At 72.3% G+C, this 15,049-nt stretch carries 12 protein-coding genes and 2 pseudogenes; 11 read left to right on the plus strand and 3 right to left on the minus strand.

Going from position 1 to position 15,049, the window contains the following annotated elements:
* Positions 1-47: 47 nt before the first annotated feature.
* From ACGFZK_RS02225 to ACGFZK_RS02235, 3 genes and pseudogenes are all read left to right on the plus strand, one after another.
* Positions 48-980 carry an aminoglycoside phosphotransferase family protein gene (locus ACGFZK_RS02225; protein WP_393846911.1) on the plus strand — a complete coding sequence of 311 codons (933 nt, stop codon included), beginning with the start codon at positions 48-50 and terminating at the stop codon, positions 978-980.
* Positions 981-1,020: 40 nt separating this feature from the next.
* Positions 1,021-1,509 (plus strand): annotated as a pseudogene (locus ACGFZK_RS02230) (NAD-binding protein); the annotation flags it as partial.
* Positions 1,506-2,277 (plus strand): annotated as a pseudogene (locus tag ACGFZK_RS02235) (enoyl-CoA hydratase). The pseudogenes ACGFZK_RS02230 and ACGFZK_RS02235, both read left to right, overlap by 4 nt.
* A 76-nt stretch (positions 2,278-2,353) precedes the next feature.
* Here the strand turns inward: ACGFZK_RS02235 and ACGFZK_RS02240 are convergent.
* From ACGFZK_RS02240 to ACGFZK_RS02250, 3 genes are read right to left on the minus strand one after another with little or no spacing between them, the layout of a single operon-like run.
* Positions 2,354-4,420: an iron ABC transporter permease gene (locus tag ACGFZK_RS02240; protein WP_393846912.1), complete on the minus strand. Its 2,067-nt coding sequence runs from the start codon at positions 4,418-4,420 to the stop codon at positions 2,354-2,356.
* 4 nt (positions 4,421-4,424) lie between these two features.
* Positions 4,425-5,402 (minus strand): ABC transporter substrate-binding protein, encoded by a 978-nt coding sequence (locus ACGFZK_RS02245; RefSeq protein WP_393846913.1) that lies wholly within the window; start codon positions 5,400-5,402, stop codon positions 4,425-4,427.
* On the minus strand, positions 5,399-6,229 hold the full coding sequence (locus ACGFZK_RS02250; protein ID WP_393847261.1) for an ABC transporter ATP-binding protein: 831 nt from the start codon (positions 6,227-6,229) through the stop codon (positions 5,399-5,401). Before ACGFZK_RS02250 ends, ACGFZK_RS02245 begins: the two co-directional genes overlap by 4 nt.
* Before the next feature lie 244 nt (positions 6,230-6,473).
* Between ACGFZK_RS02250 and ACGFZK_RS02255 the strand changes: the two genes are divergently transcribed.
* The 8 genes from ACGFZK_RS02255 (at position 6,474) to ACGFZK_RS02290 (ending at position 15,040) form a co-directional block, all read left to right on the plus strand.
* Positions 6,474-7,166: a response regulator transcription factor gene (locus ACGFZK_RS02255; protein ID WP_393846914.1), complete on the plus strand. Its 693-nt coding sequence runs from the start codon at positions 6,474-6,476 to the stop codon at positions 7,164-7,166.
* Positions 7,163-8,587, plus strand: a complete 1,425-nt coding sequence (locus tag ACGFZK_RS02260) for a histidine kinase dimerization/phospho-acceptor domain-containing protein (RefSeq protein ID WP_393846915.1) — start codon at positions 7,163-7,165, stop codon at positions 8,585-8,587. Before ACGFZK_RS02255 ends, ACGFZK_RS02260 begins: the two co-directional genes overlap by 4 nt.
* Positions 8,588-8,679: 92 nt before the next feature.
* Entirely contained in the window at positions 8,680-10,959 is a 2,280-nt protein-coding gene (locus ACGFZK_RS02265) for an MMPL family transporter (RefSeq protein ID WP_393846916.1), read from the plus strand.
* Positions 10,956-11,684 carry an LmeA family phospholipid-binding protein gene (locus tag ACGFZK_RS02270; protein ID WP_393846917.1) on the plus strand — a complete coding sequence of 243 codons (729 nt, stop codon included), beginning with the start codon at positions 10,956-10,958 and terminating at the stop codon, positions 11,682-11,684. The genes ACGFZK_RS02265 and ACGFZK_RS02270 overlap by 4 nt, the downstream gene beginning before the upstream one ends.
* Before the next feature lie 97 nt (positions 11,685-11,781).
* A complete protein-coding gene (locus tag ACGFZK_RS02275) occupies positions 11,782-12,510 on the plus strand; it encodes a TetR-like C-terminal domain-containing protein (RefSeq protein ID WP_393846918.1) in 729 nt (242 codons plus the stop codon).
* 39 nt (positions 12,511-12,549) lie between these two features.
* Positions 12,550-13,701, plus strand: coding sequence for an MAB_1171c family putative transporter (locus ACGFZK_RS02280; protein ID WP_393846919.1), 1,152 nt, complete (start codon positions 12,550-12,552; stop codon positions 13,699-13,701).
* A 299-nt stretch (positions 13,702-14,000) separates the two neighbouring features.
* The gene (locus tag ACGFZK_RS02285) at positions 14,001-14,465 is read left to right on the plus strand and encodes a helix-turn-helix domain-containing protein (protein WP_393846920.1); all 465 of its coding nucleotides are present in this window, start codon (positions 14,001-14,003) and stop codon (positions 14,463-14,465) included.
* A complete protein-coding gene (locus ACGFZK_RS02290) occupies positions 14,462-15,040 on the plus strand; it encodes a toxin (RefSeq protein ID WP_393846921.1) in 579 nt (192 codons plus the stop codon). The genes ACGFZK_RS02285 and ACGFZK_RS02290 overlap by 4 nt, the downstream gene beginning before the upstream one ends.
* The last annotated feature ends 9 nt before the right edge of the window (positions 15,041-15,049 follow it).

Consider the following 15,049-nt stretch of genomic DNA (forward strand, 5'->3'; position numbering starts at 1 on the left):
CGAACGGACAGAGGAAGGGATCATGCGCCCCAGCGTAGGGTATCGGGATGATCGGGACACCAGAGGCTTTCGCTCGGGGCACCGTCGAGCGCGAGGGAGCGGCGGGAGCCGCGTGGCTCGCCGAACTTCCGGAGATCGTCGAGGAGTTGCTGGCGCGCTGGGAGTGCGTACCGGACGGCGAGGTCACGCACGGCGGGGTCGGGATCATCGTTCCGGTGCTACGGCGGGCCACGGGGTCCGCCGTGCTGAAGGTGTCCTTCCCGCATCCCGGAAACGTGCACGAGCCGGACGCGTTCGAGGCGTGGGGCGGGCGTGGCGCCGTCCTGCTGCACGAGCGCGACGACGAGCACTTCGCGATGCTGCTGGAGCGGGTCCGGACGGCGACGCTGGAGGAGGTCGAGGACGGCGACGAGGTGGTGGCGGTGGCGGGACGGATCAGCCGCCGGCTGGCCGTCCCCGCGCCGGCCGGTCTGCCCCGGCTGCGGGACCAGGCCGACGCCTGGGAGGAACAACTGGGCAGGGACGCAGTGGAGTTGACGCATGCGATGCCCCGGTCCGTGGTGGACGCCGCGGTGGGCACCGTACGCGAGCTGGGCCGCACCCAGCCGGACGTCCTGATCCACGGCGACCTGCACGCCAGGAACATCCTGCGCGCGGACCGTGAGCCGTGGCTCGCGGTCGACCCCAAGGGGTACGTGGGAGACCCCGCCTACGACGGCGGCACGCTGCTCAAGTCCCGCGCGCTGTCCCTCTTCGAGGCCGAGGACCTGGAGAAGGCGGTCCACCGGACGTTGGACATCTTCGTCGAGGCCGCGGAACTCGATCGCGAACGCGTCCGGCGCTGGGCCCAGCTCCACGCCGTACAGGCCTCGTTCTGGGGCCGCCGGCACGGGTTCAGCGTCGCCCGCAGCGGCCCGCTGCTGGACTGGATCACGGAGTTCACCGACCGCCTCGCGACGCTGCTGACGCCTCGCCGCTGAACCCGGACTTCGATCGCCGCGGGCGGCGCGGGCGCCGGCCGGCTCCGCCGCCGAGTTCGCGGCGGCGGAGCCACTGCTCGGCGCGATGGGCCGCAAGGCCGTGCACTGCGGCGCGGCGGGCGCCGGGCAGGCTGCGAAGATCTGCAACAACATGATCCTCGCCGTCTCGATGATCGGGGTGAGCGAGGCCTTCGTCCTCGCCGAGAGCCCCGGCCTGGACGGCCAGGCCCTCTACGACGCGGCCTCCACCGCGTCCGGCCAGTGCTGGGCCCTCACCGTCAACTGCCCCGTACCCGGGCCGGTTCCGGGCAGTCCCGCCAACCATGACTACCGGCCCGGCTTCGCCGCGTCCCTCATGGCCAAGGACCTCGCCCTGGCGGCGAACGCCCTGCGGGCCGGCGGGGTGGAGGCTCCGCTGGGCCTGAAAGCCGCCGAGCTGTACGCCGCCTTCGCCGCGGGCGAGGGCGCCGGCCTCGACTTCTCGGCGATCGTCCGCACCCTGCGACCCCGGAACGGAACGCCCGCATGACCTACGAAACCATCCTGCTGGAGCGCAAGGGGCGGGTGGCCGTCTCACCCTCAACGGGCCGCAGGCCCTCAACGCCCTCAACCTCCGGCTGATGACCGAGGTGGTGGCCGCCGCGGAGGAACTGGACCGGGACCCCGGGGTCGGCTGCATCGTCCTGACCGGCTCCGCGAAGGCCTTCGCGGCGGGCGCCGACATCAAGGAGATGCGGCCGCAGAGCTACATGAACATGTACCTCTCCCACTGGTTCACGGCGTGGGACCGCCTCGGCCAGGGACGTACGCCCACCCTCGCGGCGGTCTCCGGCTACGCCCTGGACGGCGGCTGCGAGCTCGCCATGCTGTGCGACATCCTGCTGGCCGCCGACTCCGCGAGGTTCGGGCAGCCGGAGATCAAACTCGGGGTGATCCCCGGCATCGGGGGTTCCCAGCGGCTCACCCGGGCCGTCGGCAAGGCCAAGGCGATGGAACTGTGCCTGACGGGCCGCACCATGGACGCGGTCGAGGCCGAACGGGCGGGCTGGTGTCGCGGATCGTCCCGGCGGACGAGCTGCTGTCCGAGGCGCTCGCGGTCGCCGAGACCGTCGCCGGGATGTCGAAGCCGGTGGCGATGATGGCCAAGGAGGCCGTGAACCGGGCCTTCGAGACCACCCTCACCGAGGGCGTCCGCTTCGAACGGCGCCTGTTCCACGCGGTCTTCGCCACGGCCGACCAGAAGGAGGGCATGTCCGCCTTCGTGGACAAGCGCCCGCCCCGCTTCGGCCACGGCTGAGCCACGCAAGAGGACCGGGTACGGCGCACACCGCTGCGCCGTACCCGGTCCTCGGCCTGCTCGCGCCCAGACCCCCCTATCGGCGGCTGCGTACCAGCAGGTGGAGGAAGTACGGCGTGCCGATGACCGCGGTCATGAGGCCGGCGCCGAGCTGGGCCGGTGCGATCACGGTGCGGCCCACCAGGTCCGCGGTGCACACGAGGACGGCGCCGACGAGGACGGCGACCGGGACCACCCGCGTGTGCTGCCGGCCCACGAGGGCGCGGGCCGCGTGCGGGGCCACGAGCCCCACGAAGCCGATCGTGCCGGCGGCGGCCACGGCGGTGGCGCTGAGCAGTACGCCGAGGAGGAGGAACCCGAAGCGTCCACGGCCCAGGCTGAGTCCGAGCAGCCTCGGGGTGTCCTCGTCGAGCGAGACGAGGTCGAGTTCGGTGCGCCGGGCGACCGCGATGACCAGGCCGACGACCAGGACGATGGCCAGGGGCACCACGTCGGGCAGGGTCCTGCCGTAGGTGGAGCCGGACAGCCAGGTGAGCGCCTTCGTCGCGTTGAACGGGTCGGTGAGGATGATGAGGAGGCTGACCAGGGCGGCCGACGCGGTGGCCACGCCGAATCCGACGAGGACCAGCCGGTTCTGCTGGAACCCGCCGCGGGCGGCCAGCCCGAAGACGATGACGGAGCTGAGTGCGGCGCCCGCGAACGCGGCGGCGGCCACGGTCCAGGATCCGGCCGGCGGCACCGTCGTCACGAGGAGGACGGCGCCCAGCGCGGCGCCGCCGGAGACGCCGAGGACGCCCGGTTCGGCGAGCGGGTTGCGGGTCACCGCCTGAACCAGGGTTCCGGCCAGGGCGAGTGCCGCACCGGCCAGGAGGGCGGCGAGCACCCGCGGCACCCGCGTGTCCAGGACGAAGGAAATCGTCCGGCCGGCCCGTCCCTGGGCCCAGTTCAGCACGTCGCCGAGCAGCAGTTTGGTGTCCCCCAGCAGCACGGCGGCGAGGACGACGCCGACGAGGACGGCCACCAGGGCGGCCGTGGTGGTGAGGAAGACGGCCCGGCTCCGGATGTGCAGCCGGTCGACGGCGGTGGCTCCGGCGGTGTCCTTGACCCGGATGGCCATGACGATCAGGAAGACGGCGCCGACGAGGCTGGTGACGACGCCGGTCGGCACGGCGACCGCCACGTCCGAGCGGACGAGGGAGCGCAGCAGTACGTCGGAGCCGAGGACCAGCGCCGCACCGGTGAGTGCCGCGACCGGCAGGCCCGCACGGCTCTTGGTGAACCCGCGGAAGCGGCGGGCGAGCGGGCGGACGAGGGCGGGGGCGCACATGCCGACGAAGCCGACGGGACCGGCGAGCGTGACGGCGGCCGTGGAGAGCAGCGAGGCGAGCACGACGGCGGTGACCCGGGTGGACCGGACGGGGACGCCGAGGCCGCGGGCGGCGTCGTCGCCGAGGGCCAGGGCGTCGACGCGGCGGGCGAGGAGCAGCAGCCCGGCGAGGCCGGCGAGGCCGATCGGTGCCATCTGCAGGAGACCGTCGAAGCCGTGCTGGGCGATGCTGCCCTGGTTCCACCGGAAGATGCCGTCGGTCTGCTGGGGGAACAGCAGGAGCAGGCCCTCGGTGACGGCGGAGAGGCCGAGGGTGAGGGCGCTGCCCGCGAGGACGAGCCGGACGGTGCCGGCGCCGAGGCCGGACAGTCCGAGGACGACGGCCGCCGCGGCGAGGCCGCCGACGAAGGCGACGCCGGAGGAGGCCAGCAGTGGGAGCGAGACGCCGGAGACGGCGAGGAGGCCGAGTCCGAAGTAGGAGCCGGCGTTGACGGCGAGGGTGTCGGGCGAGGCGAGGACGTTGCGGCTGACCGCCTGGAGGGCGGCGCCCGCCATGCCGAGGACGGCGCCGACGAACAGTCCGGCGGCCATGCGCGGCAGCCGGGAGGCGATGACGACGGACGCGTCGCCGGGCTCGGCCCGGCCGGTGAGCGCCCGCCACACCTCCGGTGCGCCGACGTTGGCCGTGCCCTGGGTGATGTCGACGGCCGCGAGGCCGGCGACGAGGAGGACCAGTGCGGCCGTCACCGCGGCCGCTCCCGTCCGGGACGTGACCGACGACGGGCGGGTGGCGGCAGTGGTTGCGGTGACGGCCATGGTGTTACTTCGTCAGGGCGGCGACGACGGAGTCGATGTACTTGTTCATCGACTCGGTACCGCCGAACATCCAGATGCCGTCGGGCAGGCGGTTGACGTTGCCCTTCTGCACGAACGGCAGGGAGGTCCACACCTTGTCCTGTGCGAGGACACCGGCGAACGGGTTGCTGTCCTTGTCGCCGTCGTTGCCGATGTAGGCGAACTCCACGTCACCGAGCTTGGTGAGGCCTTCGACGTCGCTGGTGGCGAGGCCGTAGGCCTCGTCGCCCTGGACGGTCCAGGCGTTCTTCAGGCCGAGCTTCTCGTTGACCCCGCCGATGAGCGAACCGCTGGTGTAGGGGCGGATCGAGACCTGGTTGGAGACGACGTAGCCGTCCGCGAAGGCGTACGGGGCGCCGGCCTTGCCCGCGTCGGCGAGCGCCTTCTTGCCCTGGTCCAGCTTCGCCTGGAAGCCCTGCTTGAGCTTGTCGGACTGCGCCGTGGTGCCGGTGGCCTGGGCGATGAGGTCCAGGTTCTTGGTCATCTGGCCGATCGGGTCGGCGGCATCGCCGGGGCGCACCTCCAGGACCGGGGCGACCTTGCGCAGCTGCTGGAGGGCGGCCGGCGGCAGGTCGGAGGTGGCGATGACGAGATCGGGCTTGAGCGAGGCGATGGTGTCCATGCTCGGCTCGCCGCGCGTGCCGATGTCCTTGGGCTCGCCCTTCAGCGGGACGGCCGTGTTCCAGGTCTTGTAGCCCTTGACGTCGGCGACGCCGACCGGCTCGACACCCAGCGAGATCAGGCTCTCGACGACGTTCCATTCCGTCCCGACGACCTTCTTGGCGGGGCCGGCGAGCTCCACCTTCGCGCCCGAGGCGTCGGTGAGGGTGATCGGCTCGGCGGTCTTCTTCGCGTCGTCGGCGGCGGGCTCGGTGGTCCCGCATGCGGTCAGGGTGAGAGCCGCGACGGTGGCGGCCGCCGCGGTGAGGAGGAATCGTCTCATGAGGTGGTACTGAGCCTTTCACTGCGCAAGTGGTGTCGGCCTATCGCGCGGGTGCGCAACTGGCCCGTCAGGGGGTCGTTCTCGACGTCGATGCGGATGCCGTAGGTGTCGGTCAGCCGCTCGGGCGTCAGTACGTCTTCGGGCGCGCCGTCGGCGATGATCCGTCCCGCGTGGAGCAGGACGATCCGGTCCGCCACGGCGGCGGCCTGGTCGAGGTCGTGCAGGACGGCGCCCACGGCGATCCCGTGGTCGTCCGCCAGATCGCGCATCAGGTCGAGGAGTTCGACCTGGTAGCGCAGGTCCAGGTAGGTGGTCGGTTCGTCGAGGAGGAGTACGCCCGTCTCCTGGGCGAGGCAGCCGGCCAGCCAGACGCGCTGGAGCTGTCCGCCGGACAGGTGTTCGGCGCCGCGTTCGGCGAGTTCCTCGACGCCCGTGAGTGCGAGCGCGCGGTTCACCGCGGCCCGGCCGCCCGGATCGTCCCGGCCCCAGCGGCCGCGGTAGGGGTACCGGCCGAATTCGACCAGGTCCCGTACCGTCAGCCCGCTCGGGGTGGGGCGCCCCTGTGTCAGGAGGGCGACGTGCCGCGAGAACTCACGGGGGCTCAGCGCGAAGCCGTCGGCGTTCCCGTCGATGACGAGGGCGCCGGCCCTGGGACGCTGCAGCCGGGCGATCGTGCGCAGCATCGTGGACTTGCCGCTGCCGTTCGGCCCCACCAGGACGGTCACTTCACCGGGTCGCAGCGTCATGGAGGCTTCGTGTACGACGTCGACGCCGTCGTACGCCACGGTGACGCCCTGGGCGGAGAGTTCACGACCGCGGGGAGGCATGGCCTCGGTGGTCTTTTCAGCTGCTTGCACGACAGTTAGGTTAGCCTACCCTCAGGGGATCGCAAGCACTTTCCAGAAGCAACGACAAGAGCCGAAACCAGCCAAGGCCGCATTCCGGTCTGACCCCCACGCCGGATCACGGTCGGCGCATTGTTCGGGGAATGTACGGAGGGCGGCGCGCCCACCGGAACGGCGGGCCGGCGCGGTTAGCATCGGTGCTGCCAACCGCGGGTGAGAGGCAGTGATGACGCAGTCCAGGGGCCTGGTGCTGATCGTCGAGGACGAGCGCCACATCTCCGACGTACAACGCCTCTACCTGACGCGCGAGGGCTTCGGCGTCCACGTCGAGGCCGACGGGAGCGCCGGCCTCGCGGCCGCGCGGCGCATGCACCCGGTGGCCATCGTTTTGGACATCGGCCTGCCCGGCATGGACGGCATCGCCTTCTGCCGCGCCCTGCGGGACGCCGGTGACTGGACACCCGTCCTGCTGGTCACCGCGCGCGGGGAGGAGGCCGACCGGATCCTCGGCCTGGAACTGGGCGCGGACGACTATCTGACCAAGCCGTTCTCGCCGCGCGAGCTGGTCGCCCGGGTCAAGACCGTACTGCGCCGGGTGGCAGGACCTCCCGGTCCGCCGGCCGGGAGCAACGGCCGGCTCAGCGTGGACCCGGTCAGCCGCACCGTGCGCCGCGACGGCGAGCCGGTCGAGCTCACCGCCACCGAGTTCAACCTGCTCGCCCACCTCGTCCAGCACGTGGGCCAGGTCTTCACCCGCGAGCAACTGCTCGCCCAGGTGTGGGGGTACCCCGGCTACCGCGACACCCGCATGGTCGACGTCTTCGTCTCGCAGCTGCGCGCGAAGCTCGGCGACGCGAGCCCGATCCGTACGGTCCGCGGCGTCGGGTACAGCGCGACGGCTACGGCACCCGGCCCGTGAACCGCCCCGGCCCCGGCCCCGGCCCGCGCCCCGTTCACCACCCCGGCCCCGGCCCGCGGCGCGGCTCCCTCGCCCGCAAGATCGTGGTGCTGACCACCGTGGTGGCGGCGCTCGCGGTGGCCCTGACCGGGCTGATCGCCTGGCAGACCGCCGCACACGGCGCGGAGCAGCGCGAACGCGACCAACTCGCCCGTCAGGCGACGGTCCTCAGCCGCCTGCCCGCACTCTCCGAGGCGCTCTTCACCGGCGCCCAGGTCCTGGCCGGGCCGAACGGGGTGCAGCTCGCGGTCATCGCCCCGGACGGCACCGTCGGCGGAACCGCCAGTCCGGCCGTCGACAGGGCGTCCACATCGGCCCTGCTCGCAGGGAAGCCGGTCTCCACCACCGGCATCCTGGGCGGCCGGGAGGTCCTGCTGGTGGGGCGGCCCGGCGTACGCGGCGGCGCGGTCGTCCTGACCGAGCCGTACGCGGTCGTCACCGAGGACACGAACCGGATCCGCCGCAACGTGATCGCGCCGCTCGTCTTCGGCATGCTCGGGGCAGCCCTGGCCGGAGCGCTCCTGGCCCGCCGGATCGCCCGTCCGCTGGTGACGGCCGCGCAGATCGCCCACCGGCTCGCCGACGGCGAACGCGGCGTACCGGCCCCGGTCGACGGCCCCCGGGAGACCGCGGACATCGGGCGCGCCCTCAACGTGCTGGACGAGGCGCTGGCCCGCAGCGAGAACCGGCAGCGGGATTTCCTGCTCTCGGTCTCCCACGACCTGCGCACCCCGCTGACCGCGCTGCAGGGGTACGCCGAGGCGCTCGCCGACGGCCTGATCGAGCCGGACCGGGTGGCAGAGGTGGGCGGCATCCTGGCCGACGAGACCCGGCGCCTGGACCGGTTCCTCGGGGACCTGCTGGACCTGGCCCGGCTGGAGGCCGACGACTTCCGCCTGGACGTGGTCCCGGCCGACCTGCGCACGCTCGTCTCCGAGGCCGCCGCGTTCTGGACCGGCCTGTGCGCACGCCACGGCGTGGACCTCCGGCTGGAGCGGCCCGACGGGCCCGTCGTCGTCGAGACCGACGCCTTCCGGGTCCGGCAGCTGATCGACGGCCTGGTGCAGAACGCGCTACGGGTCACGCCCGAGGGCGCGCCCCTGGTCCTCGCCGTCCGCGCGGCCGCCGCGGGCGGCGGCGCCGAGCTGCAGGTCCGCGACGGCGGGCCCGGCCTCACCGACGACGACGTACGCATCGCCTTCGACCACGGCGCCCTCCACGAGCGCTACCGCGGCACCCGTCCGGTCGGCAGCGGTCTGGGGCTGGCCATCGCCCACCGCCTGACCGGCCGTCTGGACGCCGTCATCCGCGTCGAGGGCCACGGTCCGGAAGGTGGCGCCTGCTTCACGGTCACCCTTCCGCCGGCGCCCGCCCCCGGATGAGGGAACGCGACCGGTTCCCGCCCGTCCTCGCCCGTACGTTCCCCGAACAATGCGCCCACGACCCCCTTACACCCACCGGCCACAGTGGCCCCATGGACACTGAATCGGCCAAGGGGCCGGGGCTCCTTCACCGGAGCGGGCGCTGGTGCGCCCGGCACGCCTGGCGGGTCGTCGCACTGTGGGTGCTGGCCCTGGTCGGCCTCGGGCTGGCCAACCACACCTGGGGCGGCAGCTTCGCCGACGGCTTCTCCCTGCCCGGTACCAGCACCCAGACCGGTGCCGAACTGCTGGCGGCCCACACCACCGGCTCGGGTGGCACGGCCTCCGCCATCGTGATCACGTCCGACGGGGGTGCGGTCACCGATCACCGGGCGGCCGTCGATGCGAGTGTGGCCCAGCTGCGCGAGTTGCCGGACGTCCTGTCGGTCACCGACCCGTTCACCACCCCCGGGTCGGTCTCCGCGAACGGTGAGACCGCCCAGGTGACCGTCCGCTTCGACGGCAACCCGGCGAGCTTCGACCCGGGCTACCTCGCCGAGGTCGACGCCGCCGTCCAGCCCCTGCGCGCCGATGACGTCACCGTCGAGTACGGTGCCCCGCTCGGGCAGTTGGCCACGCCCAAGTCCGCCGACCGCGCCTCGGAGACCATCGGGCTCGCCGTCGCCGTGCTCGTGCTGCTGATCGGCTTCGGCAGCGTCGCCGCCACCGGGCTGCCGCTGCTGACGGCCGTGATCGGCCTGTCCGTCAGCCTTGCCGGACTCGGCCTGCTCGCCGGGCAGTTCAGCTTCGCCCAGGCCGCCCCGACCCTGGCCGCGATGATGGGCCTCGGGGTCGGCATCGACTACGCGCTCTTCCTGGCCACCCGCTACCGGGCCCTGCTGCACGCCGGCACCGAACCCGCCGAGGCGGTCGGGCGTACGGTCGCCACCAGCGGCCGCGCCGTACTGGTCGCCGCCGCCACGGTGGCCATGGCCCTGGGCGGACTCTGCGCCTCCGGCGTCGGCTTCATCGGCGCCCTCGGTGTCGCCGCCGGACTCGGTGTCCTCGTGGCCGCCGCCGCGTCCGTGACACTGACGCCCGCCCTGCTCGGGCTGCTCGGCCGCCGGATCGACCGCTTCCACGTCCGCGAACCGGTGGCCGAACCCACCGGCGAGGCGGACGTCTGGCACCGCTGGGCCGTCAGGGTCAGCCGGCGCCCCTGGCTCTTCCTCGTCAGTGGCCTGCTCGTACTCGGCGTCCTCGCGGTCCCCGTCGCCTCCATGCAGCTCGGCCACGTCGACGCCGGAGCCCAGTCCACCAGCAGGACCGACCGCCGCGGCTACGACCTGATCACCGAGGGCTTCGGCCCCGGCGCCAACGGCCCGCTCACCGTCGTCACCCACCTCGACAGCAGCCAGGTCGCCGACGAGAGCCTGCGCCAGGACCTCGCCGCCTCGCTCCGGCGCGAGCTGGCCGCCGTACCGGGCGTCGCCTCCGTCACTCCCCCGGTCCCCAGCCCCGACCACGCCCTGCTGATCACCACGGTCACCCCGACCACCGGCCCGCAGGACCGGGCGACCGCAGACCTGATCCACACCCTGCGGGACGAAACGGTGCCGCAGGCACTGTCGGGCACCGGGGCCACCGGCTACCTCACCGGCACGGCCGCGGCCACGCAGACCTTCACCGACACCCTCACCGCCAAACTGCCCCTGATCATCGCGGTGGTGGTCGGCGCCGCCTTCCTCCTGCTGCTCACCGTCTTCCGCAGCCTGCTGGTGGCGCTCAAGGCCGCCGTGCTCAACCTGTTCTCCATCGCCGCCGCCTACGGAGTGGTCGTCGCGGTCTTCCAATGGGGCTGGGGCGTCGCGCTGTTCGGCATCACCGAGAAGGTGCCCGTGGAGTCCTACGTACCGATGATGATGTTCGCGATCGTCTTCGGGCTCTCCATGGACTACGAGGTCTTCCTGCTCTCCCGGATCCGCGAGACCTGGCTGAGTGGCAAGGACAACCAGCTGGCCGTCGCCACCGGCCTGGCCGCCACCGCCCGCGTCATCACCTGCGCGGCGCTCATCATGACCAGCGTCTTCCTGGCCTTCCTGCTCTCCACCAACGTCGCCGTCAAGATGCTCGCCCTGGGCCTCGGGGTCAGCGTCATCATCGACGCCACCGTCGTCCGCCTGCTGCTCGTGCCCGCGTCCATGTACCTCTTCGGGCGCGCCAACTGGTGGCTCCCCGGCTGGCTGGACCGGCTCCTTCCGCACTTCGACCCGGAAGGACCCGCCGCCGGGCCGGACCCCCTGACCGCGCCCGCACCCGAGCCCGATCCGGATCCCGCTCCCGATCGCGCTCCCGCACCCGCACCCGCACCCGTCCGAGGAGACCGGCGATGAAGCACCACCCGCACGCCCTGACGAGGACCCGGGCGGCCCTGCGCCGCCATCTCGCCCTCACGGTCACCGCCACCGTGGTCCTGCTGGCCGTCCTCGCCGCCGGCGCGGCCGAGTACACGGTCCGCGACGTGATCCGCGGCCGCGTCGCCAAAGCGGCTCCGGGCCTCGGCGACGAGGTGGCGGTCGACGTCGCCGGTGGCTGGGCCCTGTGGGACGTGGCGCAGGAGAGCATCCCCCGGCTCGACATCAGCAGCGACGACGCCCGGGTCGGACGGCTCTCCCAAGTCCGCGTCCGGGCCCGGCTGGACGACGTCCGCCTCAGCGGCACGGCCACGGTCGCCGGCGCCCACGTGGACGTGACGGTCTCCACGCAGTCCCTCGCCGGCGCGATCCGCGACGCCGTACCGTCCGGGGCGGTGGCCTCGGTCACCGCCGATCCGGCGAGCGGGAGGGTGGTCGCGAACGTCGGCCCGGGCGGGGTCGGGCAGCTGACGCTGCGTCCCGTACTCGCGGACGGCAAGGTCACCCTCGCCGTCGACGGGCTCACCCTGTTCGGCCGCTCCGTGCCCACCGACCGGCTCGGGATCGGCGACGGCGGCCTCGGACCGCAGGCGGGTGCGCCGAAGGAGTACCCGCTCGGGCTCGCGGCCACCTCCGTGGAGGTCCGGCCGGACGGACTGCACGTCGCCCTGACGGGCGGGCCCAGCGCCCTGGCCGACATCTGACGCCCACCGATCGCCCCGTGGCCGGATCACAGCGCATGACCAGGGCGTTGGCGAGACCACACGCACGGCCCCCGGACTCGGCGGGTACGGTTCCGGCATGGACGTTTCCGCAATGAGTTCGACCGACGACGACATCACCCTGGCGGTGGTGATCAAGGACATCGCGCGTCAGCAGCTGGTGAAGCTCGGCGCCGCAGGGCTGTCCCTGGAGGCCGTGGCGCGCGACAGCGGTCTTCCCGTCGCCGATGTCGAGGCCGTCTTCCCGCACCGCGACGATCTGCTGACCGCACTGGTCATCGACGCCTACGACGCGTCCGGCGAGGCGATGGAGCAGGCCGACGGCGCCGCCAGGGAGGCCGGTGCCTCCGGCGGCGCCCGGCTCCTCGCGGTCACCCGCGCACTGCGGCAGTGGTCCTTCGACAACTCCGCCGAGTTCACGCTCATCTACGGCTCGCCCGTACCGGACTACCACGCCCCGCAGGACACCGTCCTCTCCGCCTCGCGCACCCCCGCGGTCCTCGCCGGCATCGTGCGCTCCTCGCTGGAGGCCGGTGAACTCACCCCGCCCCGGCGGCCGGTGCCCGGTCCGCCGCTGCTCCTGCCGGAGGCGGTGCAGCTCTTCGGCGGCGCGCCCGAGGCTCCGTTCTCGGACATCGTCGAGCGCGGCATCGTCCTGTGGAGCAGTCTCATCGGCCTCCTGGTCTTCCAGGTCTTCAGCCGTACGCACGACAGTGTCCGGGACGAGGCCGCGTTCTTCGACTACGCGATCGCCGTGGCGGCCGAGAGCATCGGCCTCGTGGTCCCCCTGGCCGAGAACACCGACTGACCGTCCGCCACACACCCGGCACTTGCAGAAAACCAGGTCGTGAACACCACCAGAACCCTCTGCTTCGTCATAGCGGCGCTCTCGTCGTACGCGGCGCTCGTCTACCGGTTGTGCCAGGCGCGGCGCAGCTGGAAGGACGGCGCGTACCGCACGCTGATCGTCACCCTGCTGCTCCAGTGCCTCACCTTCACCATGGGCGCTCTGGCCATGGGGGGCGGGCCCCTCCTGGGAGTGGGCAACCTCGCCGTCCTCCTGATGCACCTGTCGGCGGTCGCCTTCTGCGTCAGCGCGCAGATCATCCTGCTTCGCTGGGCCGCCGCGGACGAGGTGGCCGTACGCAAGACCCGCTACTGGCTGATCACCGGCATCGTCCTCGACGTGCTGCTGACGGCCCTCTTCCTGCTCGCCGACGGCACCGGCCGGCCCGCGTCGGACTTCGACGGCACCAGCGAGCCGCTGCTCCTCACCTATCTCCTGGCCTTCATCGTCTCCCAGGCCATTCCGTGCGTCACCATCTACCTCCAATGCGGCCCGTACGCCCGGATGACCGACAACGCCTCGCTGCGCCAGGCCCTGCGGCTGCTCTCCGTCACCGCGGTGGTCCTCTTCCTCTACTGCGCGGCGAGGACGGTCAACATCCTCACGGCCGCGAGCGGGGTGGACATCGGCGCCTGGAAGGTCGCCGCTTCGGTCTTCAGTGCGGCGGGCATCGTCCTGCTCTCGCTCAGCCTGACCAACTCCTCCTGGGGCCCGGCGGCGACCCGGCTCCTGGACTGGGCCCGCACGTACCGCTCGTACCGGGCCCTCTACCCGCTCTGGCGGGACTTGTACGAGTCCTCCCCGGACATCGCCCTGGAGCCGCCCGGGGCCTCGGTGTCCGACCTCGACTACCGGCTGCACCGCCGGGTCGTCGAAATACGGGACGGGTGGCGGGACTTGCGTCCGTACATCGACCGCACCACCAACGGGGGGTGCGATCCGGACAGGGAGGTGAGCGCGGAGTTGCGGCAGGCGTTCACCGAAGCAGCCCGGATCAAGCAGGCCTTGCAGGCAAAACTGACCGACACCATCCCCCAGGACAACAAGGACGCCGGCGATTTCGACGACCGCGATACGAACAACTTCGCGGCAGAGCTGGCATGGCTCACCCAAGTGGCAGCCGCCTACAGTAAGCTCGGCAAGGCGAGTTGAGAACTCCCGCCCGGTTTGCATCCCCCGTCAAACCGGGCGGGTATTCCCGTTTCCCCCGCTTTCGCAGCGGCCGGACGGGTGGCTCCCGCCCGGACTGGCCCGGCCCATCCCCCGAGGGCCGGGCCAGTCCGATGTCACCGGTGACCAACTTGGCGTCCCCCGTGAGTCAAGTTAGCTGCCAGCTATCGGCCGGACCCCACGTTGGCCGAGTCCTGCTCAATTGTCAACTGACCGCTAATCTGTGAAACTGGCGTATAGCTGAGGGCTATACCGCGGAGGGGACGGGAGGAAGGTTCACCATGACCGGGACCGACAACGGCGCCGAGAGCGGCAGTGGGGAACGCCCCCTGCTCGCGGTGCGCCTCGACGACCTGTTCAGAACGGTCCGCCCCAAGGGCAGGCACTGGACCAACGCGGAGGTCGCGGACGAGCTGAAGCGCGCCAACCCCGAACTCAAGGTCGGGGGTGTGTACCTGTCGCAGCTGCGCACGGGGAAGCGCTCCAACCCGTCACCCGACCTGCTGTCCGCCCTGGCCCGCTTCTTCGGGGTCTCGGTCGCGTACTTCTTCGACGACAAGGTCGCCGAGTCCGTACTGGGCGAGCTCGCCGCCATCGAGGCGTTGCGGCAGTCCGGGGTACGCGCCGTGGCCATGCGGGCGGCCGGCATGAAGAAGGAGAACCTCCAGGCCATCACGGCCATCATGGACCAGTACCGGCAGATGCAGGGCCTGCCGCCCGTCGCCGACCCCTCCGAGTCGCCATGAGGGGCGTCCGCAAGGAGTGGGCGGCCGACCACGACCGCCGCAGCCGGCTCAAGAAGCTCCGGAAGGCCGGAGCGCAGCGGATCGCCGAACTGGCCCTGCCCGAGGTGACCGATGTGGCCGAACTGTGCCGCCACCTCGGTGAGGTGCGCGACCGTCCGATCACGCTGGTCCCGATGCAGATGCCCTCGTCGCATCCGTGCGGCATGTGGGTGGCCGCCCGCGACGAGGACCTCATCTTCTACGACGCGAACACCACCGGCGCGCATCAGGAGCACATCATCTTGCACGAGCTGGGCCACATCATCTGCTGCCATCGCGGCGCAGGCGGGCTGGACGAGGCGGCCGCCCGCCTCCTCTTCCCCAACCTCGACCCCGATCTCGTACGCGACATGCTCCTGCGCGCGACCTACGACGACGTCCAGGAGCAGGAGGCGGAGATCATCGCCTACCTCCTGTCCCAGCGGATGGGCGACGCCGAGCAGCGGCACGGCGCGGAGCCGGCCGCGGTGACGGGCGAGGACGGCGGTCCTGCCGCGAGCGCCACCCTCAGCCGCATCGAACGCACCCTGATCTGACGTGGCTCC

This window comes from Streptomyces sp. NPDC048257 (genome assembly GCF_043201855.1).
In the GTDB taxonomy this organism is placed as follows: Bacteria; Actinomycetota; Actinomycetes; order Streptomycetales; family Streptomycetaceae; genus Streptomyces.

What these genes read in the sequence shown, in the direction of transcription:
- ACGFZK_RS02265 (WP_393846916.1), top strand. Translation starts at nt 8,680, where the DNA reads ATGGACACTGAATCGGCCAAGGGGCCGGGGCTCCTTCACCGGAGCGGG.
- ACGFZK_RS02290 (WP_393846921.1), top strand. Translation starts at nt 14,462, where the DNA reads ATGAGGGGCGTCCGCAAGGAGTGGGCGGCCGACCACGACCGCCGCAGC.
- ACGFZK_RS02245 (WP_393846913.1), bottom strand. Translation starts at nt 5,402, where the DNA reads ATGAGACGATTCCTCCTCACCGCGGCGGCCGCCACCGTCGCGGCTCTC.
- ACGFZK_RS02270 (WP_393846917.1), top strand. Translation starts at nt 10,956, where the DNA reads ATGAAGCACCACCCGCACGCCCTGACGAGGACCCGGGCGGCCCTGCGC.
- ACGFZK_RS02250 (WP_393847261.1), bottom strand. Translation starts at nt 6,229, where the DNA reads ATGCCTCCCCGCGGTCGTGAACTCTCCGCCCAGGGCGTCACCGTGGCG.
- ACGFZK_RS02255 (WP_393846914.1), top strand. Translation starts at nt 6,474, where the DNA reads ATGACGCAGTCCAGGGGCCTGGTGCTGATCGTCGAGGACGAGCGCCAC.
- ACGFZK_RS02275 (WP_393846918.1), top strand. Translation starts at nt 11,782, where the DNA reads ATGGACGTTTCCGCAATGAGTTCGACCGACGACGACATCACCCTGGCG.
- ACGFZK_RS02285 (WP_393846920.1), top strand. Translation starts at nt 14,001, where the DNA reads ATGACCGGGACCGACAACGGCGCCGAGAGCGGCAGTGGGGAACGCCCC.
- ACGFZK_RS02225 (WP_393846911.1), top strand. Translation starts at nt 48, where the DNA reads ATGATCGGGACACCAGAGGCTTTCGCTCGGGGCACCGTCGAGCGCGAG.
- ACGFZK_RS02240 (WP_393846912.1), bottom strand. Translation starts at nt 4,420, where the DNA reads ATGGCCGTCACCGCAACCACTGCCGCCACCCGCCCGTCGTCGGTCACG.